A 19,596-nucleotide genomic window follows, 5' to 3' on the forward strand; every position below is an offset into this window, starting at 1 on the left:
ATCGGGGGCGATTGCTTCGGCGTGCGCCACCGTGCAAGGGCTTTTCCGGACATTGATGCTGTGACCGGCCCTCTGCGGCCGGTGCCCCGATCGAAGGCCCGAACGATGGAAGACCGTCCCCTCGCCGACCTGTTTCCGCCTGCGACCCGCGAGCGCTGGCTCGGCCTCGTCGACGGCGTGCTGAAAGGCGGGGATTTCGAGAAGCGCCTCGTCTCGAAGACCGCCGACGGCATCCGGGTCGAACCCCTCTACGAACCGGCAGCCCCCGTAGCCCAGCCCATGCGGGCGCCGGGGCCCTGGCGCATCGCGCAACGGGTCGATCACCCGCAGGCGGAGCCTGCCCAGGCGCTGGCGCTCGCCGATCTCGAAGGCGGCGCCGATGCCCTGACCCTCGTCTTTTCAGGCGCCCCCTCGGCCAGGGGCTACGGACTGAGCGCCGCCACCGTCGAGGATCTGGACGCGGCGCTCGCCAGCGTGATGCTGCCCCTCATCGCCATTCGCCTCGATGCGGGCGGCCGGGGTGTCGAGGCCGCGACCCTGCTGAAGGGGGTGGCCGAGCGGCGGGGCGAGGCCCTGGCCGGCCTCGACCTCGATCTCGGTCTCGATCCCATCGGCACTTTCGCGGCGACGGGCCGCCTCGGCGCGGACTTCGCCAAGGACCTGTCGGATACGCTCGCGCGCTTCGACGAAGCGGGTTTCGACGGCCGGGTGGGCCTCGCCGATGGGCGCCCCTACCACGAGGCCGGCGCCAGCGAGGCGGTGGAACTCGCAGCCAGCCTCGCCACGGCGGTCGCCTACCTGCGCGCGCTCGAAACCGGCAGCCACGATCTCGCCCGTGCCCGCGACGCCATCGCGATCCTGTTGGTGGCCGATGCCGACGAGTTCCTGACCATCGCCAAATTCCGGGCCATGCGCCGGCTCTGGGCCCGGGTCGAGGCGGCCTGCGGGCTCGACCCCAAGCCCTTACGGCTGCACGCGGAAACGGCGTGGCGGATGATGAACCGTAACGATCCGTTCGTGAACATCCTCCGCACCTCCATGGCGGCGGGGTCGGCCGGCCTCGGCGGCGCCGACAGCGTCACCGCCCTGCCCTACACGGCGGCCCTCGGGCTCGCCGACGCCTTCGCGCGCCGGGTGGTGCGCAACAGCCAGATCGTCCTGATCGAGGAATCCAACCTCGCCCGGGTCGCCGATCCGGCGGCGGGGGCCGGCAGCTTCGAGACCCTGACGGACGAGCTGACCCGGACTGCCTGGAGCGCGTTCCAGGCCATCGAGGCCGAGGGCGGCATCGTCGCGAGCCTTCGCGCCGGCACCCTCCAGGCCCGGATCGCCGAGACCGCCGAGACCCGTACGCGGAACGTCGCCACCCGGCGTGAAGCCCTGACCGGGGCAAGCGAATTCCCGTTCCTGGCCGAGAAGCCGGTGACCGTTCTGGACGTCGCACCAGTGCCCGGAGAGGCCGTTCCGTTCGGCGCGGGCGAGACACTCACCTGCGCGCCCCTGCCCTCGCGCCGTCTGGCCGAGCCCTACGAGGCGCTTCGCGATGCGTCCGATACGCACCTCGCCGCGACCGGCAAGCGACCGCGGGTGTTCCTCGCCAATCTCGGCGCGGTGGCGGTGTTCAATGCCCGTTCGACGTTTGCCACCAATGCATTCGCGGCCGGCGGCATCGAGGCTGTGAACGAGGACGGGTTCGAGGAGGCCGAGGCCGCGGCGCAGGCGTTCACGAAATCGGAGGCCCGCATCGCCTGCCTATGCTCGTCGGACGCGGTCTACGCCGCCAGGGCGGTGGCGGTGGCGCAGGCCCTGAAGGCGGCCGGCGCCGAGCGGATCTACCTCGCGGGCAAGCCCGGGGAGCTGAACGACGCGCTGAAGGCGGCCGGCGTCCACGACTTCCTGTTCGCCGGCTGCGACCTGCTGGCCCTGCTCACGGAGGCGCAAGCTGCGGCACGCTGAAGACCAAGCTGCGGGGCGCTGACGACCAGACCGCGGTACGCCGAAGCCGCAACCGAACCGGCGTCCGGGGCGTTCTACGAGCGTTGCCGTACTATCTCCGGAGCGGAAAACCATGCGCCTTCAACTTCTTACCGCTGCCCTCCTGGTTCTGACGGGACCTGCGACGGCCGCCACCAAGAAGGTCCAGGTGCCGCATCGGTACGATGGCGCGTGGAGCATCGAGGTGGTCACCCTCGACGGGCCGTGCGACCGCGCCTACCGCTACGGCGTCCAGATCCGCCGAGGCGAGGCGACCTATGCGGGCGGCGAGTTCAGCATCAACGGCCGGGTCTCGGGCAACGGCTCCGTGCGTGCCGTGATCAGCCGGGGTTCGGACAAGGCCGACGTGGTGGGGCGGCTCGGGCGCCAGGGCACCGGTGGCGGAACCTGGAACACCACGGGTCTCATCGGCTGCAGCGGACGCTGGAACGCCGAGCGGCGCAGCTGACGCAGCGTGGAACGGCGCATCCCGCCCTGCGCCGTCGCGCGGACCGGTCCACCCCTGTGATGCGCCGGTGACACGACCGGGCGAAACCGCGCTGATCGGCATTCCGGCCCTGTTCCCGCCGAAATTCCCACGGAATACTCGTTCGGATTCGAAGCAGGGTTCGATCGGGGCGTGGCGCGATGAAGACTGGCTTGCTCGGGACGATTCGGCTGTTGGGCGCCATCGCGGTCCTGACGGGCTTCGGGTCCGAGGCCGGGGCCGCCCCCCGGAATCCGGCCCGACCGCACGCGGTGATGTCCCCCCTCGAAACCGCCGCGACGGCGTGCTTCGCCGAGACCATCCTGGCGAATCCCACCGCGATGAAGCATGCGCGGGCGGGGCGCTGGTACGAGGCCGCCGGGGTCATCGGCTTCCTGTGCCGGCCGGAGGTCGACGCCATGGTGCGGGCGCATGACGGACTCTACGGCCGCGGCAGCGGCGAGCGGTTCTTCCGCACCGCCTACACCCGCCACCTCGGCGAGCAGCTCGCCGGCCAACTCCAGCCGGTGCTGACGCGCCAGGATGTCGCCAGCGCCGAACCCGCCTTCGAGCGGGCGGAGGCCGCCCTGGATACGGCCGACATCCTCGCCGTGAGCCGGACGGCCGAATAGGACGCGGACCGGGGTTTTTCCTTCAGGTTCGTGCGTTAGGGTACGGCATCGGTGCAGCGTTGCACGGATGGAGCGACCCTTCATGTTCGTGGCACGGTGGTCCGAACCGGATTTTCCCTCGGAGCCGATCCCGGCGGGGCAGTGGGGCGTATCCTCCACGGCGGCGGACCCCCTCGTCGGTCTGCTCGACACCCTGCGGGGTGCGGTGGGGGTCGCGTGCGCGGAGGTCCGCCTCGCCGACGGGGTTCTGGTGCGCAGCGAGACCGGTCGGGCCGAGCCGCGACGGCTCGTGGACATTCCCCTCGGACCCGACGGGGACCTCGGCACCCTGAGCCTGTTCGATCCCAGCCTTCCCGGTCTGTCCGAGGCCCAGGGCGCGTGCCTGTCGGGCTACGCCCTCGCGGTGGCGCTCACCCTCGCGCGGCGGCAGGACACGGCGGCCCTGGCGCGGGCGAAGTCCGAGTGCGCCCTTCTCACCGCCATCGTCCGCGACCAGGGCGCGGCCCTGGCCGAATCGCGAAACACCTTCGAGGGCGCGGCGCGGGGCGCCCGGATCGGCGTGTGGGAGTGCCGCCTGTCCGACGAGCGCCTGACCTGGACGGACGGCGTCTACGACCTTTTTGAGATACCGCGCGGCGACCGTCTCGACCGCGACGCCACCCTGCGCTGCTACCCGCCGGGGTCCCTCGCGACGATGCAGGCGCTGCGGAGCCGGGCCATCGCCGAGGGCGGCGGCTTCCACCTCGACACCGAGATCGTCACGGCGCGGGGCCGGCGGCGCTGGATGCGCCTCACCGCCACGGTGGAGTGCGTGGACGGCGTGCCCGTGCGAATCTTCGGCATGAAGCAGGACATCACCGAGGAGAAGCGCGAGGCGGACCGCACCCGGCACCGCGCCGAGTTCGACGACCTGACCGGGCTTCCCAACCGCAGCGTGTTCCAGGCCGGCCTCGCCGCCCTCGACGGGCCCAGTGCCGACGCGGTTGCCTTCGCGGCCCTGCTGCTCATCGACCTCGACGGGTTCAAGGCCGTCAACGACACCTTCGGGCACGCGCGGGGCGACACCTGCCTGACGGAGGCGGCCGCGCGCCTGCACGACGCCTGCCGGCCCGGCGACCTCGTGGCCCGGATCGGCGGCGACGAGTTCGCGGTCCTGCTCCACGGGCCCCTCGAAGCCGAGGGGTCCGAGGCCTGCGCCGACCGGATCATCGCCGCCCTCGGCACCCGGATCGAGGGCAACGGCCGCGTCGTCCACCTCGGGGCCTCCATCGGCATCGCCCGGACCGGCAGCTGCGGCGCGGCCGAACTGTTCGACCGCGCCGACGGGGCGCTCTACGCCGCCAAGGCCACGGGTGGGAACGCCCACCGGAGTTTTTTTCCACGGATGTCGGAGTCGGTCCCCGCCGGCTGACACCTCGGCGACGGGGCGGCCGTGGCGGTGCCATCGATCATGCGGATCGCCGGAAGGTGAGAGGCTGGGCCGGCTCCCCGGGGCACGCCGTCGAAGCCCGTCGGTCTCGCCCCGGAAGCCGTACATCAAGGAAGCTGCGGGGGGACGTTCATCTCGGATCCGCCGACGGCCGGGCGGATTCTTGTCCCACCAGTTCGAGGACGGCATCGACCAACGGGTTGTGATGCGCCGTCGACCAGACCAGGGCGCTCGCCAGGCGCCCGTGCTCGCTCCTGGCGCAACGCTGGCTCTTGGCGCAGTGGCGGCTCAGGGGCAGCGTGCTCTCCGCCTTCTCGGTCCGGCTGATGTCCGAGGCGTGACGGGACGTATCGGCCGAGCGACGACGCACGGAAACCCGCGCCACCCGGCCCCGCTGCCCGGGGCGGGTGGCGCGGCGAAATTCCCTCGGGCACCCCCGAGGGGGTGGCGCCGGGCGGTCAGGCGTCGTCAGCGTCGAGGATGGTTTCGAGGTCGCCCGTCAGGGCTTCGAGCTGCTCGGGCGTGGCCACGATCTTGAACTTGGTGCCGTCCTCGGCCTCGACGGCGATCTCGACATGGTCGTCGACCTTGGCGGCGATGGCCTGCTTGAGCGTGTAGACTGCGGCTTTCTCGGTGGCGGCCATGTGATCTCCAGCTGGCGGGTGCGCGTGCGTGATTGGGTTCGCAGCAGGCAACGCGGCGGACACGGCGAGGAGCCTGCGACAGAACCTCCCGCGTCGTCACGGGAGGGCCGGACCGGCCTCCGACCCGATGGCCTCGGGACCGAGGACCGCCACGATCATCCGGCAGGCCGGGTGGTCGGGTCCGGATGCGGCCAGGGGCGGCGCCGCCTGTTGCCAGACGAGGAAGTCGGTGCCGGTCCGGCTGCCACCCATGGCGTAGAGGGCGGAGCGCCCGGCCCGCGCCCGCCGGCCCGCCACCACCACCTGCATCCGGTAGTATTGGCGCGGCGAGGGCACCGGCCCGGAGGCCTGCGGGAGCGAGCGCAGCGCCGACGGCTTTACCGTCCCGATCAGGGCCGCGAGATCGAAGCGCCCGCCCTCGTTGTAGACCGTGAGGACGGGGGCCAGGGTCGCGGCGATCTCGGGCGTCATGGAGGGCAGGCGCTCGATCTCGTCGGGGCTGGCGAAGGGGGCGTTCTTCGGACCTCGCGCCAGGCCGCGGGCGCGGTACTGCGGCGCCTCCGCTCCGCCGTTCGGCTCGGGCACGTCGTCGGCATCGCGGTAGTCGACGATCTCGGCGGCGAGGGCGAGCACCGTGGCGTCGGGGATTCCGAGGAGGCGGAAGGCCTCCTCCATGGCCGGGCGCGGCGTGGTGTTCACGTCGATGAGCCGGCCCTGGTCCTGCAGCGACAGCCACGCCGTCCGCCCCGGCGCGAGCCGGCAGACCACGACGGTCCCGTCCTCGGGCAGCGCCAGCCCGGCGGCCCGGTAGGTCCGCTGCATGGCGAGATCGTAGGCGAGGAACCGGGCGATCCCGTCGGCCACGCCCTGCAGGCGAAGGCTCGCCGCCCGCGCCTGGGTCAACGCCGTGCCGGACCGGGCCTGCAGGATCGCGGTGGTGAGGATCGCGCTGACCACCGCGAGGAGAACCAGAACCGAGACGAGCACGAACCCCGCCCGTCCGCCTTCCGCCCCGGGGCCGGCCGGACGGACCTCCGCCGCTTCGCGCCGCGCCGTCACGGCCGGTCCCCGAACGCGACGAGGAGGGGCGACCACCGGCGCCGGTCCCCCGGCGGGAACGCCACCGAGATCTCCATGAGGGTGGGCTGGCGCTCGTTCGGCCGCCAGGTCGCGTGCCAGGACGTGCGGGTTCCCGCGGCCTGGGCGCCGAAGTAGCGGATCTCGAAGCCGGCGACGCGCTCCAGCAGAACCTCCGTGCGGGCGCCGGCGCCGGGCGCGGCCTCCGACGGCGCGCGGGCTTCCACGAGATCGACGGTGCCGTCCGCGCGCGGACGCCCGCTCAGGGACACGGCGATCTCCTCGGTCCGCTCCAGGGACGCGTCGGCGCCGATCACCGCGGTGAGCCCGTCGGGGCCGCCGCGCAGGGGGGGCCGACGGCCGTCGACGCGGCGCCGGGCGAGGCCCCCGAACGTCCGGCGCAGGTGATCGCGGACGGATTGCACGTCCTCGGCCCGGGCAGCCGTCAAGGCGGCGACGGAGGCCGAGCCGGCGATCCGCATGGTGTTGATCAGCAGAACGCCGATCAGCGACGCGAGGGCGAGGCAGACGATCATCTCGACCAGGGTGAAGCCGGCCCGGCGCGCATCGACACATGCATCGACCCATGCATCGGCGCTCTCGTCGGCGCGGGCGTCCGCGTCCATGTCAGCCATCGGGATCCCCCGTGACCACCGTCGCGAGGACCGGCTCGCCGTCGGGGCCGCCCCGGGTGACCCGGATGCGCCAGAGCGGCGGTGCGCGCACGAGGCCGAGGGCCGGGCGGGCATCGCTCACCGCGAGGGTCCAGGGTGCACCGTTGGAGAAGGCCCCCTGCGTCAGGCCGGGCGCGAGGCGCCCCTGCGACAGCCGCCGCAGGACGACGCCCTCGGCCTCGTCCACGGCGACCCGCACCGCATCGACGCGGCGGAGTCCCGCGACCAGCCCGGCCCCGGTCTCGAGGGCGACGAGGGTGGCGAGGGCCGTGACCGCGAAGGCGACGAGCACCTCCACGATGGTGAAGCCGGCCGCGTCCGCGTCGGCCTCGGGGCGATCGCCCGGCCGCGGCGTCCCCGTCGTCATCGGACCTCGTCGCGGCGCACGCGGCCGGTCAGGGCGCTGACCGTGACGACGAGGCGGGCGGCCCCGGTGTCGAGGACGATGCGGCCGCCCGTCGAGCTGCCGTCGGGCAGGAAGCGGATCTCGCCCGGCACCGCACGGTCCGGCCCGTCGGCCTCCACGCTCACCCGCAGGGCGGCGGCGCCGATGGGCGCCATGCCGGCCCGGGAGCTGAGGAAGCGGCCGGTCGGCGGTTCGAACACCAGGCGCCCGCTGCGGCCGGAGCGCAGGGCATCGGCCCGCAGCCGGCCGATCTCGGCCGCGATGGCGTCGGCGACGTGGATGGCGCGCCGGTCGGCGCCGCCGCCCATGGAGCGGGCGGCCATGGTCACGGCGATGCCCATGATCGCGAGGATCACCAGCATCTCCACGAGGGTGAAGCCGTCCGTACCGCCGGCGGTCTTACCACCCCTGGTTGAGACGGCAGCCGAGACCCTATCCATTCCCTGCCTTCTTTCGCGAAGCAAGGTGACGTTGGCGCCGTCGCTATGCATGCGGCGCTTTCTCATACAGGGTTGCACGCGGACGGCGAAGCCGTCCGCGTGCTTGGAGCGGGTCCCCGCCCGGCCAATCGGCCCTCGTCGCGGAAGCCCGGGGGCACGCGCGACGGAGGCTCGGTCACGAACACTCAGTACCGGTAGACCTTCGCGTCCGGACCGATGGCCAGGGCGCGCTGGCTGTTGGGAATCGCCACCGACACCGCCTTGGAGTTCGGGATCGGCGCCCAGGCCTCGACAGTATTGTCACCGATCTTGCGCCAGACGATGCCGTTGTTCCGGTTCACCACGCTGACGCTGCCATCGGCGGAGGCGGCGATGTCACTGACGGCGTTGCCGACATAGACCCAGCCGGCGACGCCGTCGCTGCGATAGACGTTGTTGTCGAGGCCGATGGACCAGAAGCTCCTGCCATTCATCGGAACCACCTTGCGGGCGGTGCCTGGCAGGCGCCGCCAGTTCACCTGGGTATCGTCCGTGGGCTTGACCCAGACTTCGTTGTTGCGGTTGACGACCACCACTGTCCCATCGGCCGCCGCCGCGATGGTGACGTTGTTGGCACCCTCAAGGAGCGTCCACTTCGTCCCGTCGTAGCGATAGACTTTCTCATCAATGCCGATCCCGTAGATGCTGTTGGCCTTGACCACAGCCACGTCCTTCATGGCCAGGGGCAGCTGCTTCCAGACATTGTCGGCGACGTACTGCCAAACGGTTCCGTTGTCCCGGTTGATCGTAACGGTTGTCCCATCGGCAGCCGTTGCGATCTTGCTCGCGCCGACCCCGATCTCGGTCCAGTTTCCGGTGCCCGGCTGGGTGAAGGCCGAAGCTGCGCCCGCCACCGGTCCCGTGGCGCCGCCCGTCGCGGTGACAGGGCTGGTGAAGGTCTGGTTGCCGCCGCCGTTACACGCCCACACCACCGTTCCGGCACCGGCCTGCGTGGTGGCGCCGAAGACGTCGAGGCAGAGATTGGCCGCCACCGAGACGTAGGCGTTGCCGCCGCCCTGCGCCCGCGGGGTCCACGCCTGGTTCGTGCCGCCGTGGCAACCCCACTGGTAGACCCGGCTTCCGTTGGCGAGCGGTGTCGCGAGGCTCGCATCGAGGCACTTGCCGGTGGCGGCGTTGACGAGGGCGGACCCGCCGTTGACGGCCTGGATCTTCCAGTTCTGCTCGGCCTTACCGGAGCAGGGCTGCTGGGTGACGAGCGCGCCGTCACTGACGTCACCGGCCGGGATGGCGAGACACAGGCCGGAATTCGCCGCCTTGAGCGGGCCGCCCCCACCGGTGCCGAGGCCCCCGGTTCCCCCGCCGGTGTCGGTGCCCGGATTGGCACCGGTGCCGCCGGTGCCGGTGCCAGTCCCCGTGCCGCCCCCGCCGGCCGTGGTGCCGCCGCCGGCCGTGCCGGTTCCCCCGGCGGTCGCCGGTGTGCCGACGATGGGTGCCGCGGATTGCGGCGGTGCGGCGACGGCGCCGAGGGCGACGATCACGCCCGGCGAGGGCACGCCCTTCTCGTCGATGGCGACGAGCTGATAGTAGCCCGGCGGCGCGATCGCCGTGTTGGGGGGCGTCTGCAGGGTGACGGTCCCGTTGGTCTGGGTGAAGCTCGCCGGGTAGCGGCGCTGCGTGGTGTTGAAGCTGTGCGTGACCTGACTCAGGCCGATCAGCACCACCTGCGCGACCCCGTTCGGCGAGGCGAGTTCGAACTGCATCGCCTGGCCGTGCTGCAGGCGGTTGGTGCTCAGGCTGATGATCTGCGGCCGCGGCGCGAGGGCCGCCCGGCCGCCGACCGTGGTGAACAGGTAGGGCGGATAAAAGAACTCCGCGTTCTGGTTGTCGACGGGGCCCGGAGCGCCGCCGCCGGCGATGAGCAGGGCACCGTTCTGCATCAGGATCGCGGTGGAGTGGTACCCGCGATAGACCGCCCCGGACGCGCCCACGGACCAGCGACCGGTCTTTGGGTCCCAGAACTCGGAGGCCAGCACCACGTCGCCGCCGCCGCGGTCGTTCCACTTGCTGCCGCCCGTCACGGCCACGATCCCGTTAGGAAGGATCGTCGCGTTGGCCCAGGCGCGCCCGGTGCTCATGGGCGCGGCGTCGGTGGCCACGGGAGCCGCCCCGTTGATATCGATGAGGGAGGCGCGGCTGCTCGCGAGGAAGCCGTTGCCGTTGTCGTAGCTGTTGCCGCCGACCTGGAGGATCTTGCCGGGCTCGTACATCACCGCCGTCGAGGAGGGGCCGACGTTCGGCGCATCCGCCGCCGTGCCGGCGTTCCGCTGCGCTTCGCGGAACGGCATGGTGGTGACGGCCCCGTTCCCCGCCGGATCGAGGGTCCACATCCGCTCGGAAGAGATACCGAAGATCCGCCCGTTGGGGGCGACCCAGGCACGCGGATACCAGAAGCGGCCGAAATCGGGGCCGAACGCCTCGCGGCTCGTGGCGCCGAACAGGCTGCGCCAGGCCCCGCCATCGTAGACCTCCGGGGTCATGCCGGTCATCCAGCCGCGGTCGATGCTCCCCTGCGGATCGGCGTAACCGCCGAGATACGGGTACGAACCGCCCATGATGATCTGCTGCCCGTTCGGCAGGGTCAGCATGGTGGAATAGTAGCGGTCGTTGGCGAGCCGCGCCCCGGCGGCCGTCACGGTGTTGGCCGTGATGTTGAGGATGGCGCTGCCCTTGTCGTTGCCGGCCTCGAAGATGCCGCCCGAGATCAGGAGCGAGCCGTCGGCCTGGAAGGCATCAGTGGCGCAGAAGCTATTGACGCCGCCCGGCCCCCGCAGGGTGAGGTGGCTCTCCCGCGCGAGGCCGCGGTAGGGGTCCCAGATGTCGAAGGTCCGGCCGTCCTGCACGCCGGGATTGCCGCCGGCGGTGCCGAAGGAGACGACCTTGCCGCTCGGCAGCAGGCCGAGGTGGATCGCGTTCATCGGCCAGTCGCGCACGCCCGACCACATCCCGGCGGTCGGTGCGTTGTCGGGGATCGCCAGGCCGGCGAGGAGCGGGTCCGCCACCGGGTTGACGACGACGCCGAAGCGGGCCGCCTGCGCCGGTTGCAGCACGAAGCTCGCCAGGATGGTGGCGGAAAGGAGCGAGGTCCTGCGGGCGCAGGCCCGGTCTCGAACCGCGTCCAGGGTCGGTGTCGTCACGAAGATCTCCTCGGCAGGTTGGATGACGATGGGCGCCGGTCCCCGTCGCGGGGACCGGTGTCGCATCGGGGGGAACCGAACGGGCAGGACCCCGGCGCGCCGGGGCGGGAGCCGATCAGAAGGGGGCGGCGTCGGGGGCGACGCGCGGCGGGCGGCCGATGCCGTCCGCGAAGGTGTCGAGCAGGGCCGCATCGCGCAGGAGGCGGTCTCCATCGACGCTGTCCCCCGCGTAGGTCATGGCGATCCGGCCGCGCCGGTCGAAGGCGAGGATCGTCGGGGGCGGTTCGGGCAGGGACGCGGCCGGGTAGTGCAGCCGGGCTGCCAGCGCCGCCGTTCCGGCCGCGTCGCCCGTGCGGAAGCGCAAGGGGGTTTCCCGGCCGACGAGGCCGTCCGCGAAGGCGCGCAGGCGTCCGGCGTCGTCGCCGGCCGGATCGGTGCCGATGGCCAGGAAGGCGACGCGGGTCCGCAGGGCCTCGGGGAGCGCGCGGGCGGCCTTGTCGAAGTCGCGGGTTCGGACGACGCACCCGATGGTGCAACCGGCGCTGACGAAGGACACGAACACCACTCGGTCGTGCAGCGGGTTCTCGCCGTCGCGCGCGGTCCCCCGGGGCGGCAGATCGGCGGACCAGGTCAGCAGGGTCTCGAGGTCGCTGGGCGCGGGCTCGGCGCGAACGGAGCCGAGCGGCGTCGCCAGCGCAAGGGCGGCCAGGGCCGCCAGGACTCGAGCCGCCAGGACTCGGGCGTTCCGGACGCCCGCTCCGCGCGTCCGTCTGCTTCGGTCGCGCGCAGCGACGAAGTCGACGCCCGGCCGTCGAGTCGATGTTCCCAACCCTGCGGTGCGCGAGACATGGCCCAAGTCAGCGCAGTCGACGGCGGTGTTCGTGTGAACTCTTGTTGTGCGGAAAATCGAAACCATCGTTGCCTGCACCGAATAACGTGTCGCTCGTTCTCCTCTTGATTGACGGAGAGAAATGAAAAAACCGTGCCCCGCCTTGCTTGATCAAATGTAAAGACGCTCTTCCGCGTGGCTAGCGCACCCCATAGCTAACGCAACAAGTACAGGCCGACGCGGATCAGGGGGCTGTACGGGGGCTGTACGGGATCGAACGACGGGTGGGACGAAGCCGGCCCCGGCCAAACGAAAAGGGCCGGGGAAACCCCCAGCCCTTCCAATCGATCGCTCTTGGAGAACGGCCCGGACCGAACGGCGCTTCGCCCTTCGGTCCGAACCTGCGCCGATGTTACTGGCGCGGGCCCTGGGTGTTTCCGGCCGCACCGAGGCCAACGCCGGTGTTGGAACTCGCACCGGTGCCGCCACCCATGTTGCCGGCGCCGCCCGCAGCCCCCGGGGCACCGCCGACGGTGCCGGTGGTATCGCCCGTGGCCGAGCCCGTCGCGCGCTCGTTCATCTTCTCGCCGTTGCTCTTCACGCTCCCGGGATTGTTCATGTTGCCGGTGGCGCTTCCACCACCGGCCGGGGTCTGGGCGAACGCCGCTCCGGTCAGCGACAAGGCGAGGGTGGCGGCGAGGGCGAGTGTCGTCGTGCGCATGGTGCGTTCCATCCAATGTGTTCGTCTTGGATTGGCAACGCAGTCGGCGCAATGTCGTTCAATACGCCAAAAAAATAGTCTGCCGCTGCCAGTGTTCTGTGCGACCGGCAAACGTCTTTCTCGGTGAAAGATCGCGTTTTGCGTGAGGAAACCTCGTTCCGCACGCACCGAACCGGCCACCCATCGCAGGGTCGCACCGGCGAAAGCTTGGCCGTACTGCTCCGCGCTCGGGGGAGCGGACGATGGTCAGACTTCGGCCGGTTCCGGGAGCCTGGCCTCGACCGGCACGACGAGCCCGCCGACCACCGGCCCGAGCAGGGTCTCGACGGCGCCGTCGATCCGCGCCGCGATGCCGTCCGCCTGGAGGGCCGCCCGCACCAGGGCGCGGGCCTTCTGGAACGGAAGGTCATGCGCGAGCGCGACCCCGTCGGCCACGGCCTCGGCGGTCTCAGCATACCGCGCCAGTTCGGCGTGGAGGGGCAGGCGCGCGTCGAAGAGCGGGATCGGCAGGGTGAACATGAGCTTGTCGAAATCGCGGGCGCCCTGCTCGCCCCGGCTCTGGAGATGCGCGATCCGCCGACGCACCGCCTCGCTGTTGAGCAGGGCGAGGAGGTAGAGGCCCTCGGCCCGGCTCTCCACGGAAGCCCAGTAGAGCTTGTGATCGATGATCTCGTCACCATCGAGGAGGCAGGCCGCCGGGCGGGTGCCGGCCTTCGCGAAGACCACCCGCAGGGGGGCGGTGGGAAACTGAACTGCGAGCCCGCGATTGTAGTCCCACCGTTGCTTCAGGGTCATGGTGCCGGCGCTCTTCCCGGTCCACGCCGCTTCGGCCTCGCGCAGCCAGGCGGCGGCGCGCGGCGCGCCCGCTCCGGCCGCCTGACGCGCATCGAGCAGGACGCCGTCCGCCACCGGGATCACGCCCTCGGCCGGGTCCAGGGCGCGGAACGGGGCGATGGTCGCCCCGAGGTGGACGCGGCGAAGGTAGCGCGCCTCGATGGCGCCCTGCTGTCCCGGATGGTCGCGCCAGGGCATCTTTTCCAGGGACGAGCGGCGGCTCCGCACCAGGGGCGCGCCCGGATTGGCGCCGAGCCGGCCCACGGGCACGCGCTCGACGAGGCAGAGCACACGGGGGACCAGGGAGGCCCCCTGGCGGAAGCGGTCGCGGTAGGGCGAGACGGCGGCGAAGTTCGCCGCTTCCGGCGCCGGTGCGTCGCGCAGGACGAGATGACGGTCGGCCAGGGCCTCGGGCGCATCCTTCGACGGCAGGCGGCCGGCGAAGGCCGTGACCCGCGCCGGCGTCGCCCGGGCCCGGCCGTTGGTGACCTCGGCGAACAGCACGCAGGTGGGGACCCGGAAGACCGGCGCGACCGCCTGGTTGTCGAGCACCCAGCCCTCCGTGAAGGCGACGGTGAGGCCGGTCCAGTCGCCGGTGCGGAAGGCGCGAAACTGGCCCCGGCTCAGGGCCGCCAGGGGCAGAACCATGGCGACGCGCCCGCCGGCGCGGTGTCCCGCCGGGCGGCGGGCATAGAGCTCGGCGGCGCAGGCGAAGAACAGGCCGGAGAGGTCGGTCTGGGTGACGAGGCGGGCCTCGTCGGGCCCGACCCAGAGACCGAGGCGCCGGGCGGTGTCGCGGAACAGGCGCTGCATCGGCCGGGCCATGTACCGATAGGACAGCCAGGGCGGGTTGCCGATGACCACGTCCACCCGCGCGCCGTCCGAGAGCGCCACGGGCCGGCTGAGGTTGCGCGCGACGAACCCCCAGACGTGGTCGCGCCCGGCCCGGCGCAGGCGGTCGTAGGTGACGTAGGTCGCCCGCAGGGTCTCGACCTGCCCGGGCGGCACGCCGAGGCCGGGCAGGCTCGCCACGAAGGCCTCGACCCGCCAGCCGGCCTCGCTCGCCGCGTGCAGGGCGGTGACCACCCGGTCGAACAGGGCCGGGTCGGCACACAGATCGAGGGGAAAGCGCAGGAGCGGCGCCCCCTTGCGGCCCTCGCGGGGATCGCGCGGCACCTCGACGACGAGGTCGCGCATCAGGCCGTCGCGGGTGACGTTCCATTGCAGGGCGTCGCCGAGGTAGACCGGGAGCGAGATATCTCCGGACCGGGCCGGCAGGGCCTCGCCGAGGGCCAGGAGATAGGTCACCCGGGCGAAGATCACCGCGACGGGATGGACGTCGAACCCCGTCACCGACGCGCAGCAGCGCGCCGCCACGGCGCCGGGCTCGACGCCCGCGGCCAGCAGGGCCTCGCGCTTGAGGCGCACGGCGTGGAACAGGAAGCTGCCCGAGCCGCAGGCCGGATCGAGGCAGCTCTGGTCCGCCGGCGCGTCGAGGGCGCGGCGCACGACCTTCCGGGCGAGCCAGTCGGGTGTGTAGTATTCGCCGAGATCGTGGCGCTGCTCGGGATCGATGAGGGATTCGTAGAGAACCTTGAGGAGATCGACGTCGACGCTGCCGAGATCGAACCGGGCGGCATGGGCCGCAAGGCCCGCCACGATGGCCTCGCCCCCCGGCGCGTCGAGGACCCAGCCGAAGAAGTCGGTCTCGACGGCGCCGTGGACGCCGGCTTCCCGGAACTGCCGCCCGGAGAGGAGGTCGGCCGGGGTGTAGCGGCCCGACCCCATGGTGCCGGCCGCGATGGCCTTGGCGAGGATCACCAGGTAGGTGTGCTGGAGCCAAAGGGTACTGTCGTCGATGGTTCGGCCGTAGACGATCCCGAGGTGGCGCGACCACAGCTGGCGCTTGAGCACGGCCTCCGGGTGGCGCTCCAGGGCGTCCCAGGCCGCGGCGAGGAGGCCGAGGGTCCGCGCGAAGGCGGCGCTCTCGCGCCCGAGCTCGCCGGTGATGCCGATGGCGTCGGCGGGCAGCCAGTCGCGCACGGCGATGACGCCTTCGAGCCAAGCGACGAGGCGGGCCGCCTCGGCCACGCGCACGTCGTGGCCGGTGAGCGCCACCAGGACGCCGTCGCGCATCTCGTAGGCGGTGAAGGTGGCGCCGTCCGTGGCGAGGCCGACGTAGCGCTGGCCCGTCGCCCGCTCGCGCTCGGGCAGGTAGCGGGCGAGCTGCGCCTCCGCGGCCGGCCGCTCCCGGCGCAGGTCCGCCTTGATCTCGATGATCGTACGCCCGAGGAGGGCGTCCACGCGCCCGTTGACCTCAGGTATCTTTCGCTCGAACGCGATCTGCTCGCTGCGAGCGCCGAGCGCATCGGTGAGGAGCCGGTGCAGGAGGGCCCGAACCTTCTCGTGACCCGGGCGGCTCGTCAGTTCCGCCACGATGGCGGCGAGGATGTCTGCGTCGATCGGCATCGGCTGTCCCGCTGGAGGCACGGGGCAGTATCGTTACCTCAGGTTGTTTTTCCAAGAGGCCGTTCGGGGAAGAGCGGCGCCGATCGCAGCGAATGCACCGTTGTTTTCGAAGCCACCGACGGGGCGGCCGGGGTGTTCGCGGACCTCGTGGGGCGCCACGTCGGGATCGGCCGGATCGGCGACCTCATCCGCACCCTCGCGGGCCGGACCGACTTGGTGAGGTTGACCATCGCCATCGCGGCGGCGCGGGCGGGGAAGCCGGGCGCGGCCTCTGCATGGTGGCGGGCGAAATGAAGGTCCTGTCGACCCGGGCGAGCCAGGCCGGCGCCGAGATCGCGGGGCGGATCGATCACCTGCGCCCGGGTGCTACCCGCGCGCCGGAATGCCTGTCGCGGGATGCGGGCTGAGATCGTGACGGTGCAGGACACGGCAAGCGACCTCCTGCTGGTGAGCGGCGCGCACCAGATGGCCACCGGCCGGATTGCCGCCGGGGTCGGCCAAGTCCCCGCCCCCCGGGGTGCGGCGACGCAGCACCGCGACTCGGTGCGGACCACCACGGACGCGGCCTTGGCCCAGCCGCATGCTCTCTGGGGAACTTGGGGGCAATTGTGGGATCAGGAGCGGGCGCTGGGCGAGGCGATGCGGGCGCTTGGCGGGATAAGGGACAGCGCAAGACCCTCGTGATGGCGCGCCTTCAACGCCGCATCCGAGACATATTCATTAAGTTCATCGAGATCGACGCCCTACCCCAGCCACGCCAGACGGCCATCGCGTTCTTGCACACGAAGCAGAGGGGGACGCGAATGCAAGGGACCAGGACTGCGCTACGCCTGTTCAGTGAACGAAGCATCGAGATCGGAGCAAAGCTCAGTCATGCCGCCACCGGCCAACATTTTGATCATGTTTATATCATCGAGCACGGCCATGATTGGTCTTGCGCCAGTGACCGTCCAGGCTCGAAACATCGATCTCGATTTCTACCGATTGACTCCCGGAATGGAGGCGAAGGACGTCAGCGCAATTCTTGGAGAACCGCTGCCGAAAAGCTGTCATGCCAAAGGCAACGCACTGGCATTCGAAAGCGAGAGCGGAGCCTATAAGATCTATTTGGATTCGCATGGTCATTTTTTTAGAATGACTTGGCAGCAGAAGCGCCCAGCCCCCCTCATGACTGAGGATGCGTTCCGCACCCTGGCCGAGCTGCATAAATGCGGTGCCGGAAAGTCATTCGAGATCGAAAAGAACACCGGGATGTTCAGGAGCGGAACAGACCCCATGACTCCGGAAAAGACGCACGAAGGGTTTACCGCGAAATTTCAGGGACATGACCACATACAGCTAATCTTATCACTCAGTCGTCATAGCAAAAATGAATATCACCTTTCGTGTTTTAGACTTAAGAAAGCCAGCAGAGCCAGATACGAAGATTCTTGCAACCGCGACATGATGCCCTGCCCATCGCCTTCACCTTTTCCATTTCTCAGGGGATTGCGATTCTGAGTAATTCTTTCGGAGTGTCGTGTCCGCGTTTCGCGACGAGGCAGAACACGGGAACCGGACATTCGGACCTTCCAAAGATTCGATACCGGCAGAGGGGCTGGATTGCACGCCTCCGGCACAGCCCTCCGGGTTGGGGTTCGCTCAGCGCACCCCCCGGAATGGCAACGCCACCGACCGACACCGATCCGCTTCCGGTAGGAGAGGAAACCTGCGCCAAAGCAAGAGCGGCCCCTGCCTACAGCGTGGACGAGCCCGGATGGATGCGGACCGGAGAGGAAAGCTTCAATCGTCCATCTTCAAAGCCGCGATGAAGGCCTCCTGCGGGATCTCGACCTTGCCGAACTGGCGCATCTTCTTCTTGCCCTCCTTCTGCTTGTCGAGGAGCTTCCGCTTGCGCGAGATGTCGCCGCCGTAGCACTTGGCCGTCACGTCCTTGGACAGGGCCTTGATGGTCTCGCGGGCGATGATCTTGCCCCCCAACGCCGCCTGGACCGGGATCTGGAACAGGTGGCGGGGGATGAGGTCCTTCAGCTTCTCGCACATGGCCCGGCCGCGATGCTCGGCGCGGGTGCGGTGGACCAGCATCGAGAGGGCGTCGACGGGCTCGGCGTTGACCAGGATCGACATCTTCACCAGATCCCCCTCGCGGTAGTCGGAGATGTGGTAGTCGAACGAGGCGTAGCCCTTCGAGATCGACTTCAGTCGATCGTAGAAGTCGAACACCACCTCGTTCAAGGGCAGGTCGTAGACCACCATGGCGCGCTTGCCGACGTAGTTGAGGTCGACCTGGGCGCCGCGCCGGTCCTGGCACAGCTTCAGCACGCCGCCGAGATGCTCGTCGGGGGTGAGGATGGTGGCACGGATCCACGGCTCCTCGATGGCGGTGATCTTCATCACGTCCGGCATGTCGGCCGGGTTGTGCAGCTCCTTGATGGTGCCATCCGTCATCTGCAGGCGGTAGACCACGGAGGGCGCCGTCGAGATGAGGTCGAGGTTGAACTCGCGTTCCAGGCGCTCCTGGATGATCTCGAGGTGGAGGAGGCCGAGGAAGCCGCAGCGGAAGCCGAAGCCCAGCGCCGCCGAGGTCTCCATCTCGTAGGAGAACGACGCGTCGTTGAGGCGCAGCTTGCTCATGGCACTGCGCAGGGTCTCGAACTCGGCCGCATCCACCGGGAAGAGGCCGCAGAACACCACCGACTGCACGTCCTTGAAGCCCGCCAGCATCTCCTTGCAGGGGCGCTTGTCCTCGGTGAGCGTGTCGCCCACGCGGGTGTCGGCGACCTCTTTGATCGACCCGGTGAAGAACCCGACCTCGCCGGGGCCGAGTTCGCCGATATCGGCCATCTTGGGCCGGAACACCCCGATCTTGTCGACGCCGTGCACGGCGTCGGCCCGCATCATGCGGATGTTCATGCCCTTCTTCAGCACGCCGTCGACGATGCGCACCAGCACGACGACGCCGAGATAGACGTCGTACCAGCTGTCCACCAGCAGGGCCTTCAGGGGCGCGTCGCGGTCGCCCTTGGGCGGCGGCAGGCGGGTGACGATGGCCTCCAGCACCGCCTCGATGTTGAGGCCGCTCTTGGCCGAGATCGCCACGGCGTCCGACGCGTCGATGCCGATCACCTCCTCGATCTGCGCGCGGATGCGCTCGGGCTCGGCGGCCGGCAGGTCGATCTTGTTGAGGACGGGCACGATCTCGTGGTTGGCGTCCAGCGCCTGGTAGACGTTGGCGAGGGTCTGCGCCTCCACGCCCTGGCTGGCATCGACCACCAGCAGGGAGCCCTCGCAGGCGGCGAGCGACCGCGAGACCTCGTAGGCGAAGTCGACGTGGCCGGGGGTGTCCATCAGGTTGAGGATGTAGGTCTTGCCGTCCTGGGCCTTGTATTCGAGGCGCACGGTCTGCGCCTTGATGGTGATGCCGCGCTCCTTCTCGATGTCCATGGAGTCGAGCATCTGCTCGCTCATGTCGCGCAGGGCCACGGTGCCGGTGGTCTGGATCAGCCGGTCGGCCAGCGTCGACTTGCCGTGGTCGATATGCGCCACGATGGAGAAGTTGCGGATGTTGTCGATGGGGGACGTGGTCATCGAGGGTGCGATCTCCGGCGCGGCGCGGCGCGTCGTCTGAGGACGAACCCGGCGCACGGTCATAAGGGCTGAGAAAACTGGAACGCCGCAGATAGCAGTGCGGGCCCCTTGCGCCAAGCGCGGGGGAGCGGCCGCGATGGATCGGGCGGCCGGGGGCCGCGGCCTTTCGCACCCCTGCCGCGAGGGCGAGCCACCGCA

18 protein-coding genes are annotated in these 19,596 nt (G+C 70.6%); 7 read left to right on the forward strand and 11 right to left on the reverse strand.

The window, feature by feature from the left end:
- Window positions 1–105 precede the first annotated feature (105 nt).
- The 4 genes from ASG60_RS01090 to ASG60_RS01105 all read left to right on the forward strand — a co-directional run bounded on the left by ASG60_RS01090 (window position 106) and on the right by ASG60_RS01105 (window position 4,504).
- Complete coding sequence (locus ASG60_RS01090; RefSeq protein ID WP_056384010.1) at window positions 106–1,956, forward strand: methylmalonyl-CoA mutase family protein; 1,851 nt, start codon at window positions 106–108, stop codon at window positions 1,954–1,956.
- Window positions 1,957–2,068: 112 nt separating this feature from the next.
- Window positions 2,069–2,443 (forward strand): hypothetical protein, encoded by a 375-nt coding sequence (locus tag ASG60_RS01095; RefSeq protein ID WP_056171877.1) that lies wholly within the window; start codon window positions 2,069–2,071, stop codon window positions 2,441–2,443.
- Window positions 2,444–2,622: 179 nt separating this feature from the next.
- Complete coding sequence (locus ASG60_RS01100) at window positions 2,623–3,093, forward strand: hypothetical protein (protein ID WP_056171879.1); 471 nt, start codon at window positions 2,623–2,625, stop codon at window positions 3,091–3,093.
- A gap of 82 nt (window positions 3,094–3,175) precedes the next feature.
- Window positions 3,176–4,504 (forward strand): diguanylate cyclase, encoded by a 1,329-nt coding sequence (locus ASG60_RS01105; RefSeq protein WP_082531565.1) that lies wholly within the window; start codon window positions 3,176–3,178, stop codon window positions 4,502–4,504.
- Window positions 4,505–4,652: 148 nt separating this feature from the next.
- On the opposite strand, the gene ASG60_RS22360 is transcribed toward ASG60_RS01105, so the two are convergent.
- From ASG60_RS22360 to ASG60_RS01150, 10 genes are all read right to left on the reverse strand, one after another.
- Window positions 4,653–4,892: a hypothetical protein gene (locus ASG60_RS22360; RefSeq protein WP_156398748.1), complete on the reverse strand. Its 240-nt coding sequence runs from the start codon at window positions 4,890–4,892 to the stop codon at window positions 4,653–4,655.
- 88 nt (window positions 4,893–4,980) lie between these two features.
- The gene (locus ASG60_RS01110) at window positions 4,981–5,166 is read right to left on the reverse strand and encodes a hypothetical protein (RefSeq protein WP_056171881.1); all 186 of its coding nucleotides are present in this window, start codon (window positions 5,164–5,166) and stop codon (window positions 4,981–4,983) included.
- Window positions 5,167–5,262: 96 nt separating this feature from the next.
- Window positions 5,263–6,225, reverse strand: a complete 963-nt coding sequence (locus tag ASG60_RS22365) for a type II secretion system protein GspK (protein WP_056384012.1) — start codon at window positions 6,223–6,225, stop codon at window positions 5,263–5,265.
- On the reverse strand, window positions 6,222–6,878 hold the full coding sequence (locus ASG60_RS22370; protein WP_162244767.1) for a prepilin-type N-terminal cleavage/methylation domain-containing protein: 657 nt from the start codon (window positions 6,876–6,878) through the stop codon (window positions 6,222–6,224). The genes ASG60_RS22365 and ASG60_RS22370 overlap by 4 nt, the downstream gene beginning before the upstream one ends.
- Complete coding sequence (locus tag ASG60_RS22985; RefSeq protein ID WP_056384016.1) at window positions 6,871–7,284, reverse strand: prepilin-type N-terminal cleavage/methylation domain-containing protein; 414 nt, start codon at window positions 7,282–7,284, stop codon at window positions 6,871–6,873. The genes ASG60_RS22370 and ASG60_RS22985 overlap by 8 nt, the downstream gene beginning before the upstream one ends.
- Window positions 7,281–7,763, reverse strand: a complete 483-nt coding sequence (locus tag ASG60_RS01130; protein ID WP_056384018.1) for a prepilin-type N-terminal cleavage/methylation domain-containing protein — start codon at window positions 7,761–7,763, stop codon at window positions 7,281–7,283. The genes ASG60_RS22985 and ASG60_RS01130 overlap by 4 nt, the downstream gene beginning before the upstream one ends.
- A gap of 185 nt (window positions 7,764–7,948) precedes the next feature.
- Entirely contained in the window at window positions 7,949–10,957 is a 3,009-nt protein-coding gene (locus tag ASG60_RS01135; protein ID WP_056266096.1) for an RICIN domain-containing protein, read from the reverse strand.
- Window positions 10,958–11,072: 115 nt separating this feature from the next.
- Entirely contained in the window at window positions 11,073–11,786 is a 714-nt protein-coding gene (locus tag ASG60_RS01140) for a hypothetical protein (RefSeq protein WP_156398751.1), read from the reverse strand.
- A gap of 412 nt (window positions 11,787–12,198) precedes the next feature.
- The gene (locus ASG60_RS01145) at window positions 12,199–12,507 is read right to left on the reverse strand and encodes a hypothetical protein (RefSeq protein WP_056357814.1); all 309 of its coding nucleotides are present in this window, start codon (window positions 12,505–12,507) and stop codon (window positions 12,199–12,201) included.
- Window positions 12,508–12,753: 246 nt separating this feature from the next.
- Window positions 12,754–15,810: an N-6 DNA methylase gene (locus ASG60_RS01150; protein WP_056384023.1), complete on the reverse strand. Its 3,057-nt coding sequence runs from the start codon at window positions 15,808–15,810 to the stop codon at window positions 12,754–12,756.
- Between the two features lie 132 nt (window positions 15,811–15,942).
- Between ASG60_RS01150 and ASG60_RS22375 the strand changes: the two genes are divergently transcribed.
- From ASG60_RS22375 to ASG60_RS22380, 3 genes are all read left to right on the forward strand, one after another.
- Window positions 15,943–16,104, forward strand: coding sequence for a hypothetical protein (locus ASG60_RS22375; RefSeq protein WP_156398752.1), 162 nt, complete (start codon window positions 15,943–15,945; stop codon window positions 16,102–16,104).
- A gap of 117 nt (window positions 16,105–16,221) precedes the next feature.
- Complete coding sequence (locus ASG60_RS23245; RefSeq protein ID WP_210168482.1) at window positions 16,222–16,494, forward strand: hypothetical protein; 273 nt, start codon at window positions 16,222–16,224, stop codon at window positions 16,492–16,494.
- Between the two features lie 189 nt (window positions 16,495–16,683).
- Window positions 16,684–17,310: a hypothetical protein gene (locus ASG60_RS22380; RefSeq protein ID WP_156398753.1), complete on the forward strand. Its 627-nt coding sequence runs from the start codon at window positions 16,684–16,686 to the stop codon at window positions 17,308–17,310.
- A 282-nt stretch (window positions 17,311–17,592) separates the two neighbouring features.
- Here the strand turns inward: ASG60_RS22380 and lepA are convergent, their stop codons facing one another.
- Window positions 17,593–19,398: a translation elongation factor 4 gene (lepA, locus tag ASG60_RS01160; RefSeq protein WP_056171897.1), complete on the reverse strand. Its 1,806-nt coding sequence runs from the start codon at window positions 19,396–19,398 to the stop codon at window positions 17,593–17,595.
- Between the last annotated feature and the right edge of the window lie 198 nt (window positions 19,399–19,596).

It is taken from the genome of Methylobacterium sp. Leaf469, assembly GCF_001424745.1.
Taxonomy (GTDB): Bacteria; Pseudomonadota; Alphaproteobacteria; order Rhizobiales; family Beijerinckiaceae; genus Methylobacterium.